Genomic DNA, 23,790 nt, shown 5'->3' with positions numbered 1-23,790 from the left:
TCCGGAGAAGAACTCCCCTGTAACCCGGAGACAGACATCACCCTCCTCAGTTCTGCCTTGAATTATTGATTCTATCGGCAAATTCTCTTATGGCATCGTATCTCAACCTCGAAACAGAAGAGTTTACCTTCGCTATCTTTTTCACCAAAAACCTTTCGATGAAATTCATTTTGTCAAAATGAAACTCCCCACCTAAAATGGCAGTGGGAATTGCTAATTTCTGTAAGTATTCCGGGAAAGCATTGTTCATCTCTTCCAATTCTTGTTTTTCATTCATACAACAGATAAAGAGTCCTCTTACCTTTTCCTCTAGTAGAGACCGGTTCTTCTTACAGAATAGACTGACCTTTCTACTGGGAGTGCCTGCATAAATGGAAGTTCCGATAATTATTCGGTCGTAAGTTCAGATATCCGGTTTCGGGCTTTCCCTTAATGAAATATAGTCGACTCCATTGTCCAACTTTTCTCCGAGAAGGTGTGCTACCTGCTCGGTAGTTCCATGTTTTGAATAATATATGATCGCTGTTTTCATTGCTTACTTATTTTTTGTCAGACAAGTATTATTTTTGTCTCACTCCACAGTTACTTTGAAACGACATTTTTCAGCGCCCCCTAAAACAGTCTCAATTATTTCCACACTGATATTTTTATCGGGCAACAAATTTCCGATAATATACAATATGCTCTGCCGTGAACATTCGCAATGTGAGACGTCTGTTACTTTCCCACTTATCACGTCCGGACAGACACACTTAGGGTAACCAATTTCATAAATACGTCCTTTTTCGATTATCTTTGCGAAAAGCCATTCTGTATTCCCATATCGTTTGTACTGTTTATCTAAACAGTAGCCACATTCTTCAAATTGCTTTCTTTGCATGGGCAATATCGTATCTTTGACACAACGTATCGCCTTGTCTTTATAATTCATTTTATTCTCTTTTTTTGATTCGTTTTCCATTTTTTGATTCAAGTATTTCATTTTTCTTTCTTTATAATAGGAATATAAATATCTGTTAGTAATTCCGAAGCAGGAGTTTTTTCAGGAGTATTGACATACGTTTCAAAGGTAAAAGGCTCCCGCAATGTATAATCACTTGTCGGTAACCAGTCAAGGTAAATATGGCGATATACCCTATTTAGCTCATGGTATAATCCTTTAAAACGAAAAATAGCATATTCTCCCGAAGGAATTTCATAAATACCAAAGCCTTTAGGAGTTTTAAAGGATGGCGGTAATGTTACTCCAACCATAAAACGACTGTGTTCTTCAAGCGTAATCAAAGGATAATCAAGGGTTAAACTTACATATTTGCATCCTTTTGATGACAATCTATATCTTTCAGAGAATTGTAAGATCTGTTTCCATAAGACAGAAAAACTATGGTTGATATTACTTGTTCTTTCTAATTTTAAATATGCAATGCGCATATGGGGTACTTTTTCGATACTCCACTCAATCCGTACAGGATTCTTTCCTTCAGGGCAAGCATGCGAATGTTTTTTACGAAATTCAGATATAGAACAATTGAAATAGCTTTTGAATGCTCTGGAAAGCGTATGTTTATTTTGATAATTGATTTGGCCGAGAAGTTCAGGAACACTTGTATCTGTCGATATTAACTTAAATGCAATGTACTCCAATCTTAGTCGCAGAATGTATTTTCCAAGACTTTCTCCGCTAACAGCTTTAAAAAGTCTACGAAAATGAAATTTAGAAATACCTGCCACTTGGGCCAACTTCTCAGAATCAAGGTCATCAAACAAGTGCCGGTTAATGTATTCCTGCACTTTTATAATTAATTCGTATTGCAGGTGGGCAGTGTTGATTTTTTGTTTCCATCTTTTAATCTCTGGAAGTCGCTTAGTTAAAACCTCTCTCAATTCTGTTGAAGTATAGTTTGTGCCTACCTCTTTATTATATTCTTCAGGGAAAAGTCCCCAAAGATAGAGAAGATAGTCCATTGAAAAATCATATAACTTAACGCCATTTTTCAGACAATAGTCGCAATATTCTTCATTTTGGCCTTCTTTTAGATTAGTATAATCTATATCTAAAGGTATACCACAGGTTTGGCAATATTTTGTTTCGCTATTGATTTTCATAAACTTTCTATTATTTGAGTGCAAAGATATTCAATAGATTACGTAAAAGGTTACCATAAATGGCTATCTTTTGATTATGCATTTTTTTCGTTTCTATCCATATATAACGAAAGAAAAAAAGAGTTACCCTTGTTTTCAGCATATCTTTTCACTAATTTACTTCTCATAAATAACCGACTTAAGTTGCCGTTTGAGAAATAAAAAAAGGAGATATTCCCTTCCTTTTTTGTTAAGTTTATTTGTGGGCGTATAGGCCATTTGAATTTTCTTCACTATCAGAAAAGAGAGCAAAGTATCAGGCTAACCGTACTCAACATATATATCCCGGAGAATTATAAGCAGAGGAATTTCCGATTAAATAAATGAAAGCATATCATTTAGTTTTGTAACCACCACAGCCTTTCCAGAAAGCAGATACAGACTATTATGTCCGCCTGCATATAATATGCAAGCAATGCCCAAAGCTTCCGCCACTTCCGCATCATGTATTAACATCTTTGCTACATTCTCCATGCTTACGCTATTCACAAGGCATATAGAGGTGGCATACGAGTGCCTAGCGGTGTGTGTGGAGAGGTTTTTATGTATTTCACACACATCGGCAATTTCTTTCAAATGAAGTTGGCTTCCAAGTTATTTAAGGCAATATCCGATAGCTAAGATTCTTTCTTAATGAATTCCTCCAAATATCGGGTAGTAATTTCATACCGTTGAACGGTCTTACTAACGAAGTCTTTGTCGATCAGTTTACGAATCTTTGTTGTAATAAAGTATTTTCCCTTTGAATATCAACAGATTGGATAAAACTCGCACGAGAACGGGCAACGGATAAGAAAAAGCTGGACTGTGTAGAACTGCCATATTTCTCATGCTTTCAAATAACTCTTTAATTCGATTACAAAGATAACATTTCTATTTTAAAGGACATAATAAATGACTTCAATCTTATCGGATAAGATTGAGAAAAAAATAAATATTCAGTAGCCGAGTCCCCATAACCACAGGCAAAGGTAACTCGTGTTCTACTCGTCCAAGCAAGGCCAAGCCCTTCGGGTTCGTGGAAAAAATCATCCTCGCCCGAAGGGCTTGCGGTATTTTTTCCCGAAGCCTTGCATGTACGGAACACGACCTTTTAAAGCCTGTAGTTATGGGAACTCCGGCCCCGAAATGCCGGACTAACAAATATTGATTGTTATGTTACAACAGATGGCAAAAGACAAGTACAGTATCGAAACACTCAGAGAACTGAATGTTTCATACGACCGTGAACATTGGCTTACGCAGGATGATGTGGATATGGCCAACAATTACGTGCAACTCATCGAACGGACACGCTCGGAAATCACACCGCAAGTCGGTGACAGAGTGGTATATGTCACCGAGCATGGAGATTATTACGGACATGCCCTAATCGATCACATGCACAGGGATGAAGAACGCCTGTCCGTATGCGAACGGCCCTATGTGCCTTTTGTATGGAAGGAGGACGGAAGCATCCGTCTGAGTGTCAGCGGTGGAGCATTCCACCGTGTAAACCCGAAGGACATGAAATTCCTGAAATGGACGGAAGGTGCTTTCAAGGATTGGGGAAGCTGTGGAGCATGTGCCAACGGCTCGGTCACCTTTCTGGCCAGAGTGCCGCTATGGTTCTATGCCGAACCCAATCCAAAGTATGGCAATTACACTACCGAGACCTACCGGAAGTTTTACCTGAATAAAAGAATGGATACGGAAAAAGGCAATCTTTATCAAAGTTTCGATATCGCTTTCCGGAATGAAACCGATTTCAGACAGTTCCTGGAAGACTATGAAGGAACGGTGTTCAAGGGTAACTGGGCAAATCAAATCGTGGTATGGTGCTTCCGTCATGAAAACCGTTTTATCACGCAAGACGAATGGAATAAAATTGATGAACCGGCTGTTGAACGGAGATTCAATTTTTATCCTGAACAAGTCAAGATAGTCAAGGACATGGAACAGCACATCACGTACTTCTACCGGATCAAGCCACAAAATTTCTAACATCTTAAATTACAACCGATATGCAGACAACAACATCAATCAAGGCCGGTAACGCTCCCGACCTGCTTTCCGGCATTCTGAGCGTACAAGTAAGAAACGAGGAAAAGATTACCGAACAGGACAGGCTCTATTGCCAGTCACAGCAGGATCTTCTGTACAAGACACTCAACCAGATAGAAAAGTGGTATGCCATCTTCAAGGAGGATGCGGAACAGTACCGGAAAGAAAGACAGTTCAAGTACGAGGACAACGGCAAGGTCTCCATCCGCGACTTTTATTTCCACAACGGGCAGGATGATTATTCGCACAATGAGTTCAAACCGTTCAACCTCATTAACGACCTTGTGGACAAGAGCCACAATGCCAATGCGAACTTTGCCAACCGCATCATTTCCTATTTCAACAAGACCTACAATGTGGATGTCCCTGTCCCGAAAATTGACGGACAGACATTGCCTATGGGATTCAGACCGGTCTACCAGACCTATGTGGATTCTGTCATCGAACATCTGGGCGGAAAGAGTTTCCGGGAAACTGCCGAGGAGGAACTGCTGGCCCGTTTCCTGAAAACGGTACGACCCTCACGTTGGAGCAAGGTCAAACCCGAGCTGAAAAAGGACAAGATAACATTTCCTGATATCGTATATTGGGACAGCATCCATCTGGAATATCACGGTGAATACGAATTCTCATACGACTGTAGAAACAAGGTGAACATCTTCTGTGAAGGTATAGCCTACGGTTCGGATGACCTGATAAACGGCTCAACCGGAATGGTTATCGGACTTGACGAGCGAAACGTGGACATCACACAGTGGTACAGTCTTACCACGGACAATGCTCGGCAGATCAAATTCTACAAGAACGGACGCATCGACATACGGTTCAAAGACAGTCCGGCTGCCGAAAACTGTTACAGACGGCTCCATCTGGACGAAATCACGCTCAATGAAGATTGATTCATGAAAAGTTTAATCCTGCACCCCGTAAGGCTTCCTTGCGGGGTGTTTCTGTTTTTAACCATCAAAAAGTAAAAGCATGTATGCCATCATACCCCAACAGATTCCCCGGGACAAGCGTGCCGAGGTGAACGAGAAAATCCTTTTTGCCATCGATTCCGGCAAGGACCTCATTCCGAAGGAGAGCATCTACAACTGCTACACAGGTATCGGAGGACTGCACAATCTCAAGCAGGCAGATTTTTCCAGCTATCACAGATATGCGGAAGCCAAGAAAGAATTCGAGATGGGCCAGTTTTTCACCCCTCATGAGCTATGCCGGAGCATGGTGGAGGTCCTTTCCCCGACCTCTTCGGAAATGGTGCTTGATATGTGTTGTGGAATGGGCAACTTCTTCAACCACCTGCCGAACCTGCATAACAGCTACGGCTTTGACATAGACGGCAGAGCTGTAACCGTTGCAAGACACCTCTATCCGGAAGCCCATATCGAAAAATGCGACATACAGCAGTACCGCCCGGAACAACGTTTTGACGTAATCATCGGCAACCCGCCATTCAACCTGAAATTTGACTGTAAACTTTCACAGGAATATTATATGGATAAAGCATACGACGTGCTCAATCCGGCAGGATTCCTGATGGTCATCGTACCCGTGTCATTCATGCAGAGTGAATTTTGGGAGAAGACACGTGTTGCCAATATCAACAGCAGTTTTTCCTTTGTCGGCCAGACCAAACTGAATCCGGATGCTTTCGATTCCATGGGAGTACATAACTTCAGCACGAAAGTCATGGTATTCCTGCGCAGGTCACGCCACATCGAAATGCAACCCTACAATGCGGACGAGTTCATTCCGATGGAAGAGTTGAAAGACCGCGTCAGGAAGACAAGGGTGATGAAGCAGAGAATCCGGATTGACCTCATGCGGGAAACCAACCGGATAGACCGCGAGGAACTGGAAGCGTTCGAATACAGGCTCTCCAAGTATATGTATGAGCTGAAAGCCCATGCCGTACTGAACAGGCACATTGAGAAGGCAGAGGCACTTGTATCCAAGTTCCGCAACCAAAAACCACCGGAAAATGCCACGAACCAGCAGGTCAAAGACTGGGAACGTAAAAAACTGACCACAGGCAAGGTACTCGGAATCATCCGCAAGTACATCACTTCCCAGCATTCAGTACCACGCAAGGAAGTGGCACTGGTGAAGACCTCCTACGGTTTCAAACTCAAACCATACGCACCCCGTCTGCTTGACAAAGTCACACACAAGGCTGCAAGCATCAACAATCTCATTCTCGGGAGGGCTGAACTTCCGGTACCGGAAACCGTAACGGAAAGGAACAGGCTTCAGATCCGTGCGGCGGAGAAACTGATACGCCGGAAGCAGAAACAGTATGAAATGCAGAACCTCCGGTTTGCGGATATGGAAGAAGACGTCAATCTGAAGGAATATCTGGACCGGAGCACATTCATCAACAAGGACGGCGAGGCATGTGAATTCACAACCCTGCAAAAGCATGACCTGAACCTTGTACTTCAAAAACGCTATGCCCTGCTGAACTGGCAGCAGGGATCGGGCAAAACCGCGGCTGTCTATTACCGGGCCAGATTCCTGCTCAAATTCCGAAAAGTAAGGAATGCCATCATTCTTGCACCGGCCATTGCCACCAACATGACCTGGATTCCGTTCCTGTCGGTAAACAGGGAACGGTTCCGTGTCATCCGGGCAGAGAGCGACCTTACAAACGTACCCGAAGGCATGTTCCTCGTCGTTTCAACCTCCATGCTCGGCAAACTGCGAAGAGGGCTGGTGCGCTACGTGAAACAAACTTCCCGGAAACTGTGTCTTGTTTTCGACGAGTCGGACGAAATCACGAATCCGACTTCACAGCGCACAAGAAACATCCTGTGCATATTCAGAAGGCTCAAGTATAAGATTCTTGACACCGGAACGACCACGCGCAACAACATAGCGGAACTGTACAGCCAGTTCGAGCTGCTTTACAACAATTCGGTGAACATGGTGTGCTGGAGCCCGCAGGTCTATCACGAAAACAAGGAACGTGAGATAGAGGAAGAGAACAATACGGATTACGGCAGTCCATTCCCGGCCTTCAGGGGGCACGTCCTCTTCCGTGCCTGCCACTGTCCCGGAAAAGCCACCGTATTCGGCATCGAGAAGCAGAACCAGGATGTCTATAACAAGGAGGAATTGTCAGAACTTATCGGCAAGACGGTCATCACACGCAAGTTCAGGGATTTCGCAGGAGAAAAATACAAGATACAGACCCATACCGTCAGTCCGTCGGACGGAGAGCGTGAGGTTTACCGTGTCATCATCGAGGAATTCTGCCGTATCTGTGAGCTGTATTACAACAGTACGGGTGATGCGAAGAAGGATGCCGGACTCCGGCTCATGCGGCAGATCAAACTGCTTATCAAGGCCTGTTCCGTCCCACACCTGATAGAGGGTTACTCCGGAGACGGGATTCCGAACAAGACAAAGTACATAGAGAAACTGGTGCGGAAGATACCCGGAAAAGTGGCTGTCGGCTGCACGTCGATAGCCGCATTCGACCTTTACGAGAACCATCTCCGCAAATGCTTTCCCGACCGCCCGGTATTTGTGGTCAAGGGAGACGTGGCATTCAAAAGGAGGCAAAACATCGTGACGGAATTCGACTCTACCATCAACGGCATATTGATATGCACACAGCAAAGCCTGAGCAGCTCGGTGAACATACCTGCCTGCAATCAGGTGATACTGGAATCCCTGCAATGGAACATTCCCCGCATGGAACAGTTCTACTTCCGGTTCATCCGCCTCGATTCCAAAGAAATGAAGGACGTTCATTATGTCACCTATGAGGACTCGGTCGAACAGAACCTGATGGCACTGGTACTGACCAAGGAACGGCTGAACGAGTTTATCAAGACAGGAGAAGTCAAGGAACAGTCCGAGATATTCGAGGAGTTCGACATTACGATGTCCGTCATCGACAGCCTGCTTGTCCGCACGCAGGACCATGAAGGCAAAATACACATCAGCTGGGGAAGCCAGCGAATAGCAAACTGAATATGAACCGTATGAAAAGAACCGGGAGTTCCATTCCCACCGACAAAGGTAGTCCGTGTCTTCCTTGGCCGTGCAAGGTCATGCCGCAAGCGGTTTTCGGGAAAATCATCCTCGCCACGGCTGTGGTATTTTCCCGAAAAACCCTGCACAGCCGGGACACGGCACCTTCTTGAAGTCGGTGGAATGGAATCCCCGGCATTCGCATACATAATAATGAAAAGGATATGAATCTAAACAATGCAGAGATTGCCGTGACAACACAGCATCTCATTGATATAAAGAATTACAGGGACTACTGGCTGCACATGTCTGACTACAGTGACATGGGCGAATTCCTGTGTGCCTGCTCCGACCTGTTCCCCGGCGAGGAAGAACCGCAATACCGGTATTCCAAATGGGAGAACATCCCTGACATACTGGTCAGCCGTGAATGGCTCTGCCCAAACTTCTTCGAAATCAGGGATGCCCTTGAAAGGCTCGAAGAGGAAGAAACCGAATTCTTCATGGCCTGGAGCAGGAATTACGGCTATGACATCAGTACGGATGATCCGCACATGATTGTCTCGCACTATCATGACCTGTACGGAGATGCCGTTGCCGAGAAGGAAGAGGACACTGCTGACTTGGCAGAAGATACGCTGATATATACAGGCATATCAAGCAGCTATTGCGACATGCTTCCCTTCCATTACGAGATATTTGATGATAATTACAATTAAATGGGAAAAATATGGAAATCAACTTCAAAGGACCTGTCATGCCCATTGACCCGTATTCACAGCTGGCATTCGTCGAGATTCTGAACATCATACTGACGGCAGGACATATCGTGGATGTAAACCGTTTCCTCATCAGAAGGAATGTCAACCCCCGGTTCGGCTCCCTGTCAGGCTATTTCAGGTGGTCGTTCGCCGAAGACCGCTTTATACTCTGGCAACGTACGGACTACAACTCCACGATGTGTTTCAGCCACAGGATACTGGACTTGCCCTTCGGTGTCCTGGCCGCAAAAGACAACGGGAAAGAAACGGAATTCTTAAACTGAAAGGAGGACAACATGGAAAAAGAGAAATACGAAAAATTCATGAAAGAAAACGGATAGCAAGGGAGCGGCCGCAAGGTCGCTCTCTGCATTTATAACCACATGTACGGGAAACAGAATCCTGCCGTACACAGGTAACGAAAATGAAAGAACAGAAAAAACTGACAATGGAACTCGTCAAGTCCCTCATGGACGAATCCTACACGCTGGTGTGGACGGATTATAACGACAACCTTGACAATCGTCTCGACCTGATCCATGAATGCCTTGCAAGTAAAAGCCAAGAAAAATTGTGGGAAAAGGCAGATGAATGGTACAGAGATAGCGAATGGGAAGCAGTTCGTAAAATCGTCACAAGACTGAAGGCGGAATGTACCGCATGCTTCCATGTTGATGAAAAGACGGTGGAAGCCTTCTTTGAAGAACACGAAGATGAAATACGCGATGAGATATACGGTCGCAACGATTCGGATGTCCTTTCGGAACTGATAAAGAATACGGATGACATCCCTGTCCGTGTGGAGATGCTTTCCAATTATGACTGCATCAACTCCGACTGGTTTGAGTCACAGGGCGGCTACCGGTATGAAGAAAGCTACTTCGGGGATATGGTAGACGCGCTGAACCTCAATCCGGCAAGCGTGAAGAAGCTCCTGACGGAGCATGGTTGCAAGGTTTACGGACGCTTCCCGAACCGCAAAGGAAGGAACGGCAAGGAACAGGTATCCTATGAACAATTCTACCAAGAACTCATCAACTCCTGTTGCGGTGCCAACCTGTTGACCTATACCGGCAGGGTAAATCTGAAAGAACTGTACGAATCCGGATTCTCACCGGGTGAAGTTGTTATTCCTAAAGGCAACTGCTGCGGGCTTTTCAGTTCCGCTTACGGCGGTGGCAGCCTGCTTGAAATGGAGTTGAAACAGGATGTCAGGTTGAAATTGGAAATCAACGGCTACCATGGTTTCCGTCTCCGTCTGGACGAGGAACGGAACAAGTATGACTATTCCATCGGACATGTGTATGGAGTGGACGATTCTTTCTTCGGTGAGAGGATAAGCCTTGTCTCTTCGTACGGGAAGAAGGAACAGCAATCAAACATATAATATCAACAACCCAATTATAGGAATTATGGCAAGATACAAAGTAAGAGTAAGATACGCCTTCGAGGGTACTTACACGGTAGCGGCAGGAAGCTGCGAAGAAGCAAAAAGAGTGGTAGAGGAAGACTGCGGTCTGGTATTGGGCGGCAATATCCACACGACATGTAATGAGGAAGAGGTGACGGACTGGAACTTCGGCATCCATCCCGAATCGCTGATACTCTCGATCAAGGAAACAGGCAGGAAAGCCCGGGTGAAATACACCGCAATGGATTTCAGCGACCGGATTGAGGAACTGCGCAATGACATCATCGAAGCGATACGGCAGTTGCTTCAGGCGTACTCACTGACGGAACTGGCCTTTACGGACAGGGAAGATGATCCAGTATGGATAGTCTGGTTCGGGAAAAACGGAGACCCGTATGAATGCCGGGTCACGGGTGTCCGGATAACGGCAAGCAGCCTGACCGTCATTGCCGAAGAGAAAGAAAGCGGTGACGAAGTGGAATGCTACGGACCGTTTGAACTCGGTGCAAGCAACATCGACTGGCTCCGTGAAATATACGAAGCCGCGAAATTGGAATTGGAAACACCCCGTCATGTCAAATCTTAAAAGAGCAGGATATGTATTTACAGGCAGAAAACGCAGTCTCCAGTTTCTTCTTCTATATGTGGAACGCCTGGAGTGAGGAAGAATGCAAAGCCGTCTATGGCAACATGTATCCGCATTTTTGGGAAAAATGGTGCGTGGCGACGGACAAGGGCACATTCGGTGCAGCGGAACGGTTCTATCTGGAACTCTCGGAAGACAGCCGCAGGCTTCTGGTGGAGCGGGCCGTCTTGATATACGACGGACGACGCTTCAGAAACAGGAACAGGAATTCGACCTCGACCACAAGGAATATGTCATCAACCGCCTCGCAGGGGGCATAACAGACAACAGCCATGACCTATTTTCAGAACATACATTCGCTGGCGGACTTGAAGAAAGAATACCGCCGGCTGGCATTGCAGCACCACCCGGACAAGGGTGGTGACACAGCAATCATGCAACGGGTGAATACCGAGTTTGAAAGACTTTTCGACATTTGGAAAGACAAACCGGATATATCTGCGACTTCAACCGGATATGAATATGACCATTCGGGAGCCACAGCAAAAGAATACACCGAATATGTATATAATGAATACCGCTGGAAAGGCCGCAATTACAAGGGACAGCACGCACCGGAGATTGTGGAACCGCTACGTGCATGGCTCAAGGATACCTATCCGGGATACAGGTTCTCGGTCAGGCGCGAGAATTACCACTCCATCCACATCCGGCTGATGAAAGCGGATTTCGAGGCGTTCACCAAAGAATCCGGAAAGGTCCATGGTGATGTCAACCACTACAACATCTCGTCTGACAAGACCCTGACAGACCGGGCCAAAGAGGTCATGCAGAATATCTGCGATTTCGTCATGTCGTACAACTTCGATGACAGCGACCCGATGACCGATTATTTCCACACCAACTTCTACCTCACGTTAGGGATAGGCAGTTACAGACAGCCGTACAAAGTGGAACTGCCCGGACTCAAGAGCCAAAACAAAGCGCAAGCGTTCAAGCATCCGGAAGGTCCGGCACACAAGGCTCTGCGGCAGGCATTGGGCAAAGCACGCTTTGACTTCATTGCCAGCCTCAGGTTTCCCGGAAAACTGATTCTCGGAGAGGATGCCTACGGCTCTACGGGAGAACACTATTTTTGGCCGAAGCAGTATTCCAGTGCCAGAAACGCACAGAAACGGATGGACAAACTCTCGGAAGCCGGCATACGGTGCCGACTGACGGGGTATAATGGAGGCTATATCGAGTTCCTTGGCTATACGCCTGAAACGGAAAACCTTTTAGAACAGGAACGAGAGGAATACAGCCGGGCATACCGGGTCTGGGTATCAGAGCAAAGTATATCCCAAAAGATGAAGGCGATAAAATACATGAACCATTCAAATCAAATCCAACTGCAACAACCATGAAAAAGAAGGAAATCATACAAGAACTGAAACGCTACGGCTACAGCCGTGTGAACATTGACACGGACAGGAGAACCGCAAAAACTTTCTATACCTATCGTGGAGGTATTCACATCAACGGTACGGAAAACCTGTCATTCCACATCGTACCGCCACCGGAAAGTTTCGGACTGGGACGGTTTGCCATATGCGCTACACGGAACGGAGAAAGCTCACAGCTGGAAACAGACCATGCTCCGTTCTTTTTCCAGCGGCTGTTCTCCTTTTTAAAAGGCGAAATAACAGGGAATGAGATTATAGATGAAATTGTATTATAAAATAAGAGGCTGTGTCATTTAGATTTTTTAACCGACGCAGCCTCTTGATTTACCACAAGAATTTTGTAACCTTTTTCAATTCATGTGCCTTTATAAAAGAGTCTATTTGAATCAAATCTTTATTTTCATGATATGATATTATCCAGGGCTTGTCTTTCCCAATTTGTTTAACAATCTCGCTCATATAAGGCCAATCAATTTCATAAAATGAATGACCATAAACAACAACTCGTTCTATATTAGACAACCCCTTGAAAAAATCCTGATTTGCATTTATGATATATTTACAATTCTTCACAAGCTCATTCATCCATGCTATTATTTTACTCCACGTATCTTGAACAAAAATATACTCCCCTTCATCATTATATACCTCATCCGTATCTCTTGGATTATCATGCCCAATGATATAATTATTTTCAGAAAGACGAGAACCATGGATGTGTAAAATATTTAATTGTGGAATCCCATATATTTTTTCTAAAGTTTCTGTATAGTTGAATGTCAGGTATTTACTACATGATGGTAAATCGAGGACTTTATCTGCTACAGTTATATCAATACTATTCACCCATTCGGTAAAAGCCTCAATAAATTCATCCAATACAGGCCTAAATATCCAATCAGGAGAATCTTCTATTGCAGCAACCGAACGTGTAGGATGATCATAATCAAATTCTTCATCCGGCTTGCAGAACTCAAGAATACTATCCTCATCATATTCACCAAGCGCTTTTTCAATATCCCCCCATATCTCCCGTTGATTACTGAAAAAAATGTCCATAAGGTTGATTAGCTGATCTCTTTTATTCAATATCAGCCATTGCTTGAAATCATAATAACTTGATTTGATACCACTGGCGAGATCAAACCCATTACCTATAACAAAAAGTGTATTCTGATCAATTCGTTCAAATTCGGGGAATAAACTATGCATATATAAAAGAGAAGTTTATATTGATTTTGTATCTGCTATCTCAATAAATAATACATTACAACTCACGATTCAGCACCATTGCCAGTGGGAACATAAACTGGTTATAGGCTTTCAGTTTTTGCAGGTTCAGCACATTTCCGGCATAAGGATTGGTCAAATCGGTATAGAAGAACACATCGGTAAATCCGGCGTGTTCCTCCACAATTTCACCCGCTAATGGTATCTCCTCCACATTGAACAGCTCCAGAGGCAGTTCCTCCAGACGGGCCTGTTCCGCATTTCCCAACACATTGAGGTTGCGGTTAAACAGGACGAAACCTTTCTTCCTGTAATCCACACGCATACCGTACGGACGCTCCACAAGAAAAGCATCCGCCGCTTTCTTTATATAGTTTTCCATGATTCTGAAATTAGAAATTGCAAAAATACATCTTTTGTCCGGCAATGGCGAACAAATCAGGAAGAGATTCGCCACAGCCCATGCAAAGCACACTACCGTGCATTTTATTTCCCACCCTGCAAAGGTAGTCCCGTGTCCGGTGTACCCGACCAAGGTCAGGCCCCTGCGGGGTTGACTGAAAGAAAATCATCCTCGCCTGACGGCTGCGGTATTTTCTTTCGCCAAACCTTGTGGGTACTGCCACGGGACAGTCAGGCAGGTGAGAAATAAAAATACCGGCTCCCGGAGCCGGACGTGTTTAACAGATAAATACAATGAATCATGAAAATCCTGAATCAAGAACATTTCGAGAATGTAACGCGTTATGCCGAATCCATCGGTGACACCTCACTCCAGAAATGCCTGGAACGGTTGAAGAGCTGGGAGGAAAATCCTGACTATCCCAGCGAAATCTCACTCTACTATGACCATGCCCCGTACTCGTTCGGCTTCACCCAACGCTATCCCGACGGAAGGACAGGCATCGTGGGCGGCCTGCTCTATCACGGAATACCGGACCGTTCTTTCGCCGTGACACTACAGCCGTTCCATGGATGGCAGATACACACCTGATGAGAGGCAAACGACAATATTAACTTTATAAAATTCAATTCAATATGGAAACGACATTGGCAGTAATGGAAAGACAACAGCAGTTTGACTTCCAGAAAAACGGAATTGAAGTAATGAACTTCGAGACACTCCAACGCACCTATAAAGAAAATGACATCTACAACAATCCGGTGCAGGGCATCTACCATTACCAGGTCATACGCCGCATGATGGACATCTGTGAGAAATACAATCTCGATTATGAGGTGGAAGAAATCTTTGCTGCCCAGAACAGAAACAAGACACAGCCGGGAGTGAGCATCCTCCCGCAGGTAGAACAGACACATGGTGAAAAAGCCGTGGAAGCCCATATCCTGCGCCGTATTTTTGCTACTATCCGGATCAAGGATTGGGAGACGGACGAGCTGACAAGCACACTGGCCGTCGCCTACCACCAGGACGGCATACAGGCAGCCATAGGTCCCTGCGTGAAGATATGCCATAACCAGTGCATCCTCTCGCCGCAGCGGAGCATCTGCAATTACGGGAAAAAGAAGGTGACAACCGATGAATTCTTCGAAACCGTGGACGGCTGGCTGGCCAATTTCGAAGTGAACATGAACGAGGACATTGCAAGGATTCAGCGGTTGAAACGCCGGATCGTCCCGATGGAAGAAATCTACCTGTACATCGGCCTGCTGACAGCCTTGCGCGTTTCCCATGACAGTTCGGACAGAAACCTGTCATCCACTGTGGAAACCTACCCGCTGAACCAGAGCCAGATTTCCATCTTCACGGAAGAGGTGCTGAAACTGGCCATGAGCAAGGGACAAATTACTGCATGGGATTTGTACAACGTGGCCACTGAAATATATAAGCCCGGGAAAACAGACTTTCCGGCTCTCATTCCGCAGAATGGAGCCATGGCGGAACTGCTGCTTTCCCGTCTCTCTGAAGAGGTGGAAGTGCAGGATGCCATTCCGATAAACTGACATGCTAACTTATTAAATAATCGTACAAAACCAAAAAATAAGGGAGAACCTGACAGTGATAACAACTGAAAGATTCTCCCTTTTTCACTTACTCTTCAAAAAGCAGCATGAATTCCACCTTCCTTCTCCGTTCGATGCTCGGAACCACTTTCCCTTTATAGCACCTGAAAGAGACATATTCCTTGTAAATATTACGGTCTCCCGACTCCAGCTTCTTTAACAGACGGCTTTTCGGTCTTTTCCCATAGCCTTTTAATCTGTAGGGTCCGACATTATATGAAAGGACTGCTGCCAATAAAGAATCACGCCCCAGATAACTGAACATGCGGCACAGCTTACGGAGGTCTTCCCTCAGAATGGAGTCTCCCTGCGCTTTGGAAATGCTGTTGGTAAACCTCTCTCCGGGAAGAACCTTGTGCCCCCACCCGACATAAGGCCAATGCTTTTTTTCTCCATGCCAGCCCTCGAATCGCTTGACACACTCGACCGCAAGAGTGAACCTGTCCGGACTTTCCTTTACCGGATTCCCTGCCCTTGACGGCATACCCGGAAAAAAGAAAGTGGCGCAAAGCACTGTAAACCATATTGATTTTAACCTCATAGGCAGAATCGGCTTAGTGTCTGATTATTGTGACAGGCAGTTGCTTACCTCCAATAGGTATTATAGGACCTATTGGCTCTATAGGTATTATAGGACCTATAGGTATGATGGTATCCTTTTTCTCTGTCTCGTTGTTGAAGTCAAAGGTCAGCCTGCAAAACTGTGCCGGCTCGCTGTTGTCCTCGAAATAGATGTCGATTGTCTGCTGATCCTCGCATTCAGAAGTGTAGTATAACCTGAACACTTCCCTGTCAAGGGGATAGCGGTCATTGGGCAACAGCACCATCCCGTCATCCATGCGGAGCGTGCCCTTGCCGTCCGGCTGGAAATAGCGGATGGTGTAGCGTGCATCGGAAAAATGTCCTTCACGTTTGAGTTCACAGCGTATTTCCACCGTCTCGCCTTTCACAATACTTGTGGGAACCGGCAGGGTCTCCACCTTGAACGGATAAGACTGCTGTACTTCCATTTCATCAGAACAGGCGGGCAACAGCAAAACCGCCAGACCCAGGAACAGGACTGCCACCATTCCGGCCAATCCTCTTTTTTTATTCATTGCATTCATATTCTATCAGATTTTAATACGTTATACTTTATTCGATACTTACAGGAACTTATGTTGCAGGTATTCGTTCAGGTCCTTGTAGCCTTTGTACAAAGAGGAACAATCCACCAGTTTGTCCGCATAGCGTTTACGGAGTGCCTCCAGCGTGCGCCGTCCGGCTTCATCCCGGTCCAGATAACAGTTGATCCTCTCGTACCTGTCAAGAATAGGGAACGAGCGTTCCAGCAATGACACTGAGTTCAACACAAGATAGTCGTCTCCATATCCCAGACCGAGTTCCAGCCACGAAAGGCAGTCGATAAACCCCTCGAAGAGGTTGCATGTGTCCGAACCGTTATCCATCAGTGAAATGTCCTTAGGTGACAGGCTGGCCTTGAAAAAACGGTTGCGCAACTCGTATCCGTCGCTGACATTCCTGAATCCGATGGCGAAATACCGTTTCCCGTGCAAGGTATATCTGACTTCCCGACAGTTCGGTACAGCCACATCGCTGCTAATGCCGCGTTCTGCCAGATATCGGAGCAGGACTCTGTTGTATAGAGGCCCGAAGCGTACATTCGTGAAACTCTCCTTCTTGAGGAGATTCTCCCTGTCACTCCCATCAGTGCAGGAAACGGTCTTGTGCTCGGGAGCGAGACCGCCCCATGTCTCTGTGATGAACCTGGCCTGCGCCTTGAAATCCCCGCTGCCGATAAACTCCCCGGCAAGGTTGAATATGTCACCTCCCTGCCCGGTGCCGAAATCATGCCAGATTTCCTTTCGTACATTCACCTGGAACGAGGCGGTGCGTTCCTCCCGGTACGGGGCCAGATACCAGTATTCGTCACCCCGTCTTCTTGCCGGTTCATATCCCATCCTTGCCAGAAAAGCGGCGATAGGGATAGCTTTTATCTCTTCTATAGTCATAGATGGTACAGTTTTAATGGATAATGAATTTGATTCCCAATCCGAATTGGGTTGTAAACAGTTCCAGGGAACTTCCCCACAAGGCACGTTCCCGGATATTGGCAAGCAGGACAATGCGGTCTGTCAGGTAAGTCTCAAGCTCCAGGGTTATCGCACCGCCATAGACAAACGCATCCTTGGCGAGCAGCGTTGAACCGTCAAACAGCATCCTGTCTCCCCAATTTACGGTTTCATAGCCGGCCAGTGCGGAACCGCCAATGGAGAGAAAGACCGTCCTGGTCGGGTCCGACAGGAATTTCAGGTAATAGCCGCCTTCTGCCGTGAACTGTGCGCAGGGCACATTCACGTTCCGGTACCCGTAATTCTTCATCAGATACTCGGCACCTATGACCCAACGGTCGGCTCTTTTGGTATATCCTGAAACGGCAAATCCGGCATAATGATTCAAGGGGAATTTCGAGCCGTTCGCAAATCCTCCGCGCAGTTCCACGCCCTTCATCCCGGGCAGGTACCGCTGGGCATGTGCCCGCCCCGGGAACAGGGCAAGCGACACGGCTGTAACGAATAGGAACAGATACTTCTTCATGACTACTTCACTTTAAGTTCGTTGATAACTCTGGCTCTCACGATATCTTCACTTTCCACGGTGAAGGTCTGGTTCCTTCCACCGCTTTTCTCGTGCATTTCCACCACCAGCACCTTGTCCGAGGGAATGGTGAATTTGTCCAGGACGAAAACGGTGCGCCCTTCCTTTTTCCCTGCGACAGTTGTTACATAGTCGTAAGCACGCAAAGGAAATATCACCTGCTCCTGGATGGCGGTACGTTTCATCACCTTCTTGTCCACAATCTTGAATGTCACGAAATCCACTTCATAAGGTACGTTGGACCGGTTCCTGATTTGTGTATGAAAGTACAGCAGCCCGTTATGGGTGTAAAGACCGCGCAGCAGATACTGGATGCCGAACGCCTTGCTCCCGATATGCTTGATGTGCCTTTTGTTGTCCTTATGGACGGACTTCGAAATGAGATATACCAGTTTCGGAGACTCGCTGCCGAGTTCCTTCAGGTAAATGTCAAGGGCGTTGTTGGGACGGTTCACTTCGCTGCCGTCATGGATGAAATCCTTCATCTCGATGTTCAGCAACAACGGTTCTTCCGCATACTTTACATTGAATGTATAGAAACTTCCGCTTTCGGTTATCACGGACATGTTGGTCTCCTCACGGAAATTCTTTACGGTAGCCTTTACACGGATGACATTTTCCGCGCCGTCCGCCTTGCCTGCAATGAGGTTCGGCGATCCGAGGTCCACATAACGCACCGAAGACGGGAAGATGATGTGCGTAGTCTTGTCGTAAGTCACTTCCAGACCGTACGGCGGTATCATCCGGTCGAAAGTCAGTTTTCGGGTCAGCCCGTGATAGAGGTCCCCGTCTTCCTCTTTTTGGGGATACACTTCCTTGACCGGTGTTATTCCTTTGTTTACCACCGCTGCACTATCGGTTTCAGTCTGGGCAAATGCGCCCATGGTGCCCCCTGCAAGGGCAAGCATTACAAATAACTTTTTCATGTTGATTGAATTTTAATGGGTTGTCATTGATTGTCATTCTGATAAAGCATCAGGGTATAGCCGGATTTGAGATGCACCTTCTCTTCACGCATCTTCCGGGAGATGTACTGCGAGACACCCTGTATGGCACCCTTCCCGAGTTCGGAAAGCAGCTGGTCGCCTGCCGACTGGTTGGTGATGGAGATGCTCGTGCCGAGATTCTGCCCCAGATTGGCGGCAACCTCCTTGACAGCGTTTGCTTCCATGGACCCCGGAATGAAGATACCTTCCTGTCCGTCATTGTCATACACGGCAAGTTTCACGGGGATGATGGTACCGCCATATTCCACCTGAAGGATATTGACGTGAAGCCTTTCTCCCTGTATGCGCCCTTCTCCGATGAGCAAGGAGTTTTTGGGAAGGACATGCTTTCCTACACGCATCGGTTCTTGCAGTCTCATCCTCACACCCTGACCGCTGATTACAGTCTGGTTCCCGTGGATGCAGGCCCGTATGGTATTCCTCACGTCTTTTTTATCCCTGTGGCCAATCGGGGTATGGAATCTTTCCGCCAATGTCCTTCCCGTTAATGACACGGAATCCCGGACCGGTTGCGGCAACGATGATACTACGGGTGTGGAGACCAGCCCGACGGGAACGGCTTTCATGTTTCCATCCCGTCCTCTTTCTCCATCATCCGGATGCTTTCCCTTGTTTTTGCCGCCATTGCCCGGCATGTACTTGGCCGCGAGCTCGTAGGACTTTTCCAAAAGTGCCACCTGTTCCTCATAGCCCGGCTGTGCATTCTGTGCGGCAGCCGCCTGCTTCAGCTGTTCCACCTCGGCTTTCAAGGCCTCCTTTTCCGGGTCTTCCTGCGGTGACTCGTAAAAATTGCCGAGGGTCCTGTTGATGTCATTGTAGGCTGAAACGGATGAAAAACGGGCTTCCTCCCTTCGGCCGGTTTCATGCAAGCTGCTTTCCTTGTCATCCGCATCCGGTGACAGCTGTACGCGAGTTCCGGAGTTCTCGTCCGAAATGCCGGAGAAGTCTCCCAGCGTGCGCATTTTTTCTGCCTGTTTGCGCTTCATGTCCGCCTGTTCGTAGGCAGCGATCTTGTCTCCCTCTATGCCGGCTTCCCTCGGGTCAGGCAGTTCGGTATTGAAGCCCGCATTTTTTTCCTCCTTTCGTCTGTCCTCTTCAGACGGTGCGAAGATGAACCACATCGCACCAAGGAAGAGAAGGAACATTCCGGCAAAAACTAGATATTTCCTGATTTCCAGCCTCTGTCTCAATTTGTCTGCATTATTACTCATTTTCTTCCTGATTGAATTGGTTAAAGAAATCTTCCATTTCCTGCATTTTTTCATCCGGAATTGTATCGGCAGGAACGATATCCGGAATGTCCAACGGAGCTATCTCAATGATGTCCCGCTGTACATCCTCCCGTCCGATGTCATAGATGGCACGGAAAATCAGATAGAAATTTCCGAGAGCAAACAGGACAGCCGGCACGATGACTGCCAACATTCTCTTTTCCGGAGAAAGCCCGGCACACAAATCCCGAAGCTTTTCTGCAACGGTTTCCTTGATTCTTACAAACATCTGTTTCATACATTCGAAATTTTAACGGTCATACACTCTGATATCCCTGTTCTCCACCACACGGAAGGCTTCAAGGATGAAACCGTGCGGATTATTGTCGCTGCGGATGGAGTTCAGCAGCCTGCCACGTGTGACAAGGCTGCGTTCGGTCACACTCTTCTCCCTGATAATGGAGAGTTTCGCATAGGTCACGACCTCATACGGATAGGTATTGAAATCGCACCTGACACTGTCAATCCCAATCCGCTGGCTCATGTTTCCCGAAATGATCCGGTTGTAATATCCCTGTTCTGCCAGATCCACATAATGGGCATAGGCAGAACGGTCGCAGAGGAACATCGCCCGTTGGATATTACCCTCAATCGCGCTTTTGTCGGGAGACAGCGTAAAGAACAGTTCATGAAACCTCCTGACATGTTCCCTTGCCTCCACCGGGCGGTTCTGTTCCAAGTCTTGTGAAAGGGCCAGCATCAACGACTTTCCCTCATCCAGGACATAGATCTTCTCCCGTTGCGCTTCCGCAAAGCTGTAAGCCTTCCATACTGAAAATCCCACAAGAAGCGTACAGACACACAGATAGATGATTCCGAACAGGCGGAGGTGTTTGAAACTTGTCTCGATATTCTTCAATGATTTGAATTCCATTCTGTAAATGTTTTATACTGTTATTACCTAAACTCACTTGACCAGCCTTCCGGCAATGTTTCCCACCGCCGCTCCGGCACTTCCTGCCACCACAGAGCCGGTCTTGGATGCCGCCTGATTCACGTTCTTTCCATAATTGCCCGTACCGCCTCCGGCCTGCACAATCCAGTTGGATACGGTCGGGATGGTGAAATACCCGATAATGCCGATTATCAGAAACGTGATGTAAACTGCGTTTGAACTGTCAGGGATGAAATCCGGATCGGAAAGCTGCTCGATGTCCCTTTGTAGCATCAGCACCTGGATTCTCGCCAGCACACTGCTGAACAGGTCGCTGACAGGAAGCCAAAGGTAGATGCTGATGTAGCGGACGAACCACTGGCTGAGAGATGCCTGAAACCCGTCCCAGCAGGAAAGGGCAAAGGAAACGGGACCGAGTATCGAAAGGACGATCAGGAAGAATGTCCTCAGCGTATCAATGACCAGTGCCGCAGCATTGAAAAGGAGTTCCAGCAGTTCCCGGAAAAAATCCTGTACCGACTTTTTCATGTTATACATGGCACGGTCCACATACATTCCGCAGGCCTCTATCGCATCCAATGCGCCCAGTTCGTCCAGTTTGTTGTCAAAAGCCTCCTTGTCCACCAGATAGGCAGTCTCGGGATTCCGTTTCATAGCCTCCATCTCCAGCTTGTCCTTCTGTGCCCGGTACTCGTTCATGTCAAAGGTCTGGCTTTCGAGAATCGTATGCGTGCCTTTCACGACCGGTGACAGGATGCTGTTCAGCGTACCCAGTACAAGTGTCGGAAAGAACATGATACAGAGTCCCAGAGCGAACGGACGAAGAAGCGGAAAGACATCCACGGGTTCGGCACGGGCCAGAGCCTGCCATACACGATATGCCACATAGAAAAGAGCACCTAGCCCGGCAAGCCCTCGGGCGACACCGGTCATCTGTGAGCAGAGCGGCATCATTTCCACATACAGATTCTGTAAAATCTGATGCAGGTTGTCAAAATTTGCAGCCAACAATACCATAAGCATTCGGAATGAGGATTACCAATAACGTTCGTTCGGTGAACCGTAGAGAGCCATTACACGGTCCAGATCGTTCCGTTTCTTGGCACGCAGGTAGGACACCCCGATATTCTTGTTGGTATAATACTGCACCAGGCTGCGGTTTTGCAGCATGTCGTTGTAGCAACGGTCGATGATGTCCATCCTTTCCTTGTCGTTCATGGAAAGCCCGTTCTCGTTGACCACCGTCTTCAGATCGTTCAGCAGATGGGCACTTTCTTCCAGCAGTTTGGTGTATCCAAGGGCAATGGCACTCAGTTCTTCCGGTGTAAAATACGGGTCGCTGAGCATACGCTCGAAGCTGGTGACATAGATGTCCGTGATATCTCCCACCATCAGGATGGTCTGCTGGACCTTGCGGGCATCCCGGACAAGGTTCTTGACCTTGCGCAATCCGTCATAATACTCCTTGCCCTGCTTGTAGATTTTCACGGTTTCCTGAAAATTGTTGAGCATATTGTTCGCCGTGGAAGACGTATGAACAATGTTCTTGGCGGCATTGATGATGCCCTGTGCCAGATTGCCCGGATCGCTCACGACCCATTGGGCTTGTGCTGTGAAGCTGGCAAGGAAGCAGCCCATGCACAGCATGAGAATTTTCTTTTTCATGATGTTCTTGTTTTTATAGTGAATAATCCTGTTGAATATCAGATTCCGAATTTCCGCCCCTTGGTCGGCAGATTCCGTAGGATGGCCCGTTGCGCCTGTCTCGTACGGTTCTCTATTCGGGAATCCTCCCTCTTGCTTCTGATAGTGGCAAAGAGTTCGTCAGCATACGGTCTGCGTCCGGTCATCCTGACAAACCGGGCATCCAGTTCCCGGTATGCTTTTTCAGCCTGACATGAACGTTCCGTGGCGGAAGCGTTCTTGTCTATGCCATATTTGGCAAGAAATCCCGGATGGACATGAAGGATATCATGAACGGATTCCGGTATAGCGGCTATCTGCCCCAATCTCTCCAATTCGGTATTCAGCTTGTCGAGATATTCGACAGGGGGATGGGGACAGAGCCTTTCAAATAGTTCTTCAGCGCGGTGTGTCAGCCTCGCATCTATTTCCAGCACATCAGGAATCTCACCAAGCAGCCTTTTCTGCCTGTATTCATCATTCTTCATAGCATTGAGCTGATGATACAGCCGGTAATCCTCCGTCAATCCATAGTGATCCCGGATGTGCTTGGGAATATCCCAGTCATACATCAGAGACCAATAGAGGCAATCAGTCACTTCCCTGAGCCACTTTTCATCTGGTTCAAATCTTTCATGCATACATGTTG

29 protein-coding genes and 1 pseudogene are annotated in these 23,790 nt (G+C 47.0%); 12 read left to right on the top strand and 18 right to left on the bottom strand.

Going from position 1 to position 23,790, the window contains the following annotated elements:
* Positions 1–46 precede the first annotated feature (46 nt).
* From HMPREF9449_RS03155 to HMPREF9449_RS16975, 5 genes and pseudogenes are all read right to left on the bottom strand, one after another.
* The gene (locus HMPREF9449_RS03155) at positions 47–391 is read right to left on the bottom strand and encodes a flavodoxin domain-containing protein (protein WP_315969414.1); all 345 of its coding nucleotides are present in this window, start codon (positions 389–391) and stop codon (positions 47–49) included.
* Between the two features lie 12 nt (positions 392–403).
* A complete protein-coding gene (locus tag HMPREF9449_RS16835) occupies positions 404–532 on the bottom strand; it encodes a flavodoxin family protein (RefSeq protein ID WP_009135781.1) in 129 nt (42 codons plus the stop codon).
* A 39-nt stretch (positions 533–571) separates the two neighbouring features.
* Complete coding sequence (locus HMPREF9449_RS03150) at positions 572–982, bottom strand: hypothetical protein (RefSeq protein ID WP_009135780.1); 411 nt, start codon at positions 980–982, stop codon at positions 572–574.
* Positions 979–2,106, bottom strand: a complete 1,128-nt coding sequence (locus HMPREF9449_RS03145) for a GyrI-like domain-containing protein (protein ID WP_009135779.1) — start codon at positions 2,104–2,106, stop codon at positions 979–981. Before HMPREF9449_RS03145 ends, HMPREF9449_RS03150 begins: the two co-directional genes overlap by 4 nt.
* Positions 2,107–2,589: 483 nt before the next feature.
* Positions 2,590–2,724: pseudogene (locus tag HMPREF9449_RS16975) on the bottom strand (site-specific integrase); the annotation flags it as partial.
* Between the two features lie 576 nt (positions 2,725–3,300).
* Here HMPREF9449_RS16975 and HMPREF9449_RS03140 point away from each other — a divergent pair.
* The 10 genes from HMPREF9449_RS03140 (at position 3,301) to HMPREF9449_RS03090 (ending at position 12,647) form a co-directional block, all read left to right on the top strand.
* Complete coding sequence (locus tag HMPREF9449_RS03140; protein ID WP_009135777.1) at positions 3,301–4,128, top strand: DUF4121 family protein; 828 nt, start codon at positions 3,301–3,303, stop codon at positions 4,126–4,128.
* A gap of 20 nt (positions 4,129–4,148) precedes the next feature.
* Positions 4,149–5,087, top strand: a complete 939-nt coding sequence (locus tag HMPREF9449_RS03135) for a hypothetical protein (protein WP_009135776.1) — start codon at positions 4,149–4,151, stop codon at positions 5,085–5,087.
* Positions 5,088–5,166: 79 nt separating this feature from the next.
* Positions 5,167–8,169, top strand: a complete 3,003-nt coding sequence (locus HMPREF9449_RS03130; protein WP_009135775.1) for an N-6 DNA methylase — start codon at positions 5,167–5,169, stop codon at positions 8,167–8,169.
* 224 nt (positions 8,170–8,393) lie between these two features.
* Positions 8,394–8,888 carry a hypothetical protein gene (locus HMPREF9449_RS03120; RefSeq protein ID WP_009135774.1) on the top strand — a complete coding sequence of 165 codons (495 nt, stop codon included), beginning with the start codon at positions 8,394–8,396 and terminating at the stop codon, positions 8,886–8,888.
* Positions 8,889–8,899: 11 nt separating this feature from the next.
* Entirely contained in the window at positions 8,900–9,214 is a 315-nt protein-coding gene (locus tag HMPREF9449_RS03115) for a hypothetical protein (RefSeq protein WP_009135773.1), read from the top strand.
* Positions 9,215–9,354: 140 nt separating this feature from the next.
* Entirely contained in the window at positions 9,355–10,317 is a 963-nt protein-coding gene (locus HMPREF9449_RS03110) for a hypothetical protein (RefSeq protein WP_009135772.1), read from the top strand.
* Between the two features lie 25 nt (positions 10,318–10,342).
* On the top strand, positions 10,343–10,927 hold the full coding sequence (locus HMPREF9449_RS03105) for a hypothetical protein (protein WP_009135771.1): 585 nt from the start codon (positions 10,343–10,345) through the stop codon (positions 10,925–10,927).
* Positions 10,928–10,938: 11 nt separating this feature from the next.
* The gene (locus HMPREF9449_RS03100) at positions 10,939–11,247 is read left to right on the top strand and encodes a hypothetical protein (protein ID WP_009135770.1); all 309 of its coding nucleotides are present in this window, start codon (positions 10,939–10,941) and stop codon (positions 11,245–11,247) included.
* A 12-nt stretch (positions 11,248–11,259) separates the two neighbouring features.
* Positions 11,260–12,333, top strand: a complete 1,074-nt coding sequence (locus HMPREF9449_RS03095; protein ID WP_009135769.1) for an LPD29 domain-containing protein — start codon at positions 11,260–11,262, stop codon at positions 12,331–12,333.
* On the top strand, positions 12,330–12,647 hold the full coding sequence (locus HMPREF9449_RS03090; RefSeq protein ID WP_009135768.1) for a hypothetical protein: 318 nt from the start codon (positions 12,330–12,332) through the stop codon (positions 12,645–12,647). The genes HMPREF9449_RS03095 and HMPREF9449_RS03090 overlap by 4 nt, the downstream gene beginning before the upstream one ends.
* Positions 12,648–12,696: 49 nt before the next feature.
* Here HMPREF9449_RS03090 and HMPREF9449_RS03085 read toward each other — a convergent pair whose 3' ends face one another.
* Complete coding sequence (locus tag HMPREF9449_RS03085; RefSeq protein ID WP_009135767.1) at positions 12,697–13,584, bottom strand: bacteriophage abortive infection AbiH family protein; 888 nt, start codon at positions 13,582–13,584, stop codon at positions 12,697–12,699.
* A 55-nt stretch (positions 13,585–13,639) separates the two neighbouring features.
* The gene (locus HMPREF9449_RS03080; protein WP_009135766.1) at positions 13,640–13,984 is read right to left on the bottom strand and encodes a hypothetical protein; all 345 of its coding nucleotides are present in this window, start codon (positions 13,982–13,984) and stop codon (positions 13,640–13,642) included.
* A gap of 321 nt (positions 13,985–14,305) precedes the next feature.
* On the opposite strand from HMPREF9449_RS03080, the gene HMPREF9449_RS03075 reads away from it, so the two are divergent.
* The gene (locus tag HMPREF9449_RS03075; protein ID WP_009135765.1) at positions 14,306–14,596 is read left to right on the top strand and encodes a DUF4120 family protein; all 291 of its coding nucleotides are present in this window, start codon (positions 14,306–14,308) and stop codon (positions 14,594–14,596) included.
* 44 nt (positions 14,597–14,640) lie between these two features.
* Complete coding sequence (locus tag HMPREF9449_RS03070; RefSeq protein ID WP_009135764.1) at positions 14,641–15,567, top strand: hypothetical protein; 927 nt, start codon at positions 14,641–14,643, stop codon at positions 15,565–15,567.
* 88 nt (positions 15,568–15,655) lie between these two features.
* Here the strand turns inward: HMPREF9449_RS03070 and HMPREF9449_RS03065 are convergent, their stop codons facing one another.
* Genes HMPREF9449_RS03065 through HMPREF9449_RS03015 form a run of 11 tightly spaced genes read right to left on the bottom strand, consistent with a single transcriptional unit; the run spans position 15,656 to position 23,782 of the window.
* Positions 15,656–16,168 carry a glycoside hydrolase family protein gene (locus tag HMPREF9449_RS03065; protein WP_009135763.1) on the bottom strand — a complete coding sequence of 171 codons (513 nt, stop codon included), beginning with the start codon at positions 16,166–16,168 and terminating at the stop codon, positions 15,656–15,658.
* Positions 16,169–16,181: 13 nt separating this feature from the next.
* Positions 16,182–16,733 (bottom strand): DUF3872 domain-containing protein, encoded by a 552-nt coding sequence (locus HMPREF9449_RS03060; RefSeq protein ID WP_009135762.1) that lies wholly within the window; start codon positions 16,731–16,733, stop codon positions 16,182–16,184.
* A 39-nt stretch (positions 16,734–16,772) separates the two neighbouring features.
* Positions 16,773–17,639 (bottom strand): toprim domain-containing protein, encoded by an 867-nt coding sequence (locus HMPREF9449_RS03055; RefSeq protein WP_009135761.1) that lies wholly within the window; start codon positions 17,637–17,639, stop codon positions 16,773–16,775.
* 13 nt (positions 17,640–17,652) lie between these two features.
* On the bottom strand, positions 17,653–18,225 hold the full coding sequence (locus tag HMPREF9449_RS03050) for a conjugal transfer protein TraO (RefSeq protein WP_009135760.1): 573 nt from the start codon (positions 18,223–18,225) through the stop codon (positions 17,653–17,655).
* A gap of 2 nt (positions 18,226–18,227) precedes the next feature.
* Complete coding sequence (gene traN / locus HMPREF9449_RS03045; protein ID WP_009135759.1) at positions 18,228–19,211, bottom strand: conjugative transposon protein TraN; 984 nt, start codon at positions 19,209–19,211, stop codon at positions 18,228–18,230.
* Positions 19,212–19,234: 23 nt separating this feature from the next.
* A complete protein-coding gene (gene traM, locus HMPREF9449_RS03040; protein ID WP_009135758.1) occupies positions 19,235–20,503 on the bottom strand; it encodes a conjugative transposon protein TraM in 1,269 nt (422 codons plus the stop codon).
* Positions 20,496–20,801 carry a TraL conjugative transposon family protein gene (locus HMPREF9449_RS03035; RefSeq protein ID WP_009135757.1) on the bottom strand — a complete coding sequence of 102 codons (306 nt, stop codon included), beginning with the start codon at positions 20,799–20,801 and terminating at the stop codon, positions 20,496–20,498. Before HMPREF9449_RS03035 ends, traM begins: the two co-directional genes overlap by 8 nt.
* 12 nt (positions 20,802–20,813) lie before the next feature.
* Positions 20,814–21,437 carry a conjugative transposon protein TraK gene (traK, locus tag HMPREF9449_RS03030; RefSeq protein WP_009135756.1) on the bottom strand — a complete coding sequence of 208 codons (624 nt, stop codon included), beginning with the start codon at positions 21,435–21,437 and terminating at the stop codon, positions 20,814–20,816.
* Between the two features lie 33 nt (positions 21,438–21,470).
* Positions 21,471–22,475, bottom strand: coding sequence for a conjugative transposon protein TraJ (traJ, locus tag HMPREF9449_RS03025; protein WP_040611183.1), 1,005 nt, complete (start codon positions 22,473–22,475; stop codon positions 21,471–21,473).
* Between the two features lie 18 nt (positions 22,476–22,493).
* Positions 22,494–23,123 carry a DUF4141 domain-containing protein gene (locus tag HMPREF9449_RS03020; RefSeq protein WP_009135754.1) on the bottom strand — a complete coding sequence of 210 codons (630 nt, stop codon included), beginning with the start codon at positions 23,121–23,123 and terminating at the stop codon, positions 22,494–22,496.
* A gap of 38 nt (positions 23,124–23,161) precedes the next feature.
* Positions 23,162–23,782, bottom strand: a complete 621-nt coding sequence (locus HMPREF9449_RS03015) for a hypothetical protein (protein ID WP_009135753.1) — start codon at positions 23,780–23,782, stop codon at positions 23,162–23,164.
* Between the last annotated feature and the right edge of the window lie 8 nt (positions 23,783–23,790).

The organism is Odoribacter laneus YIT 12061, from assembly GCF_000243215.1.
In the GTDB taxonomy this organism is placed as follows: domain Bacteria; phylum Bacteroidota; class Bacteroidia; order Bacteroidales; family Marinifilaceae; genus Culturomica; species Culturomica lanea.
Note: the sequence above shows the minus strand (reverse complement) of the source record. Positions and strands in the feature narration are given on the sequence as shown.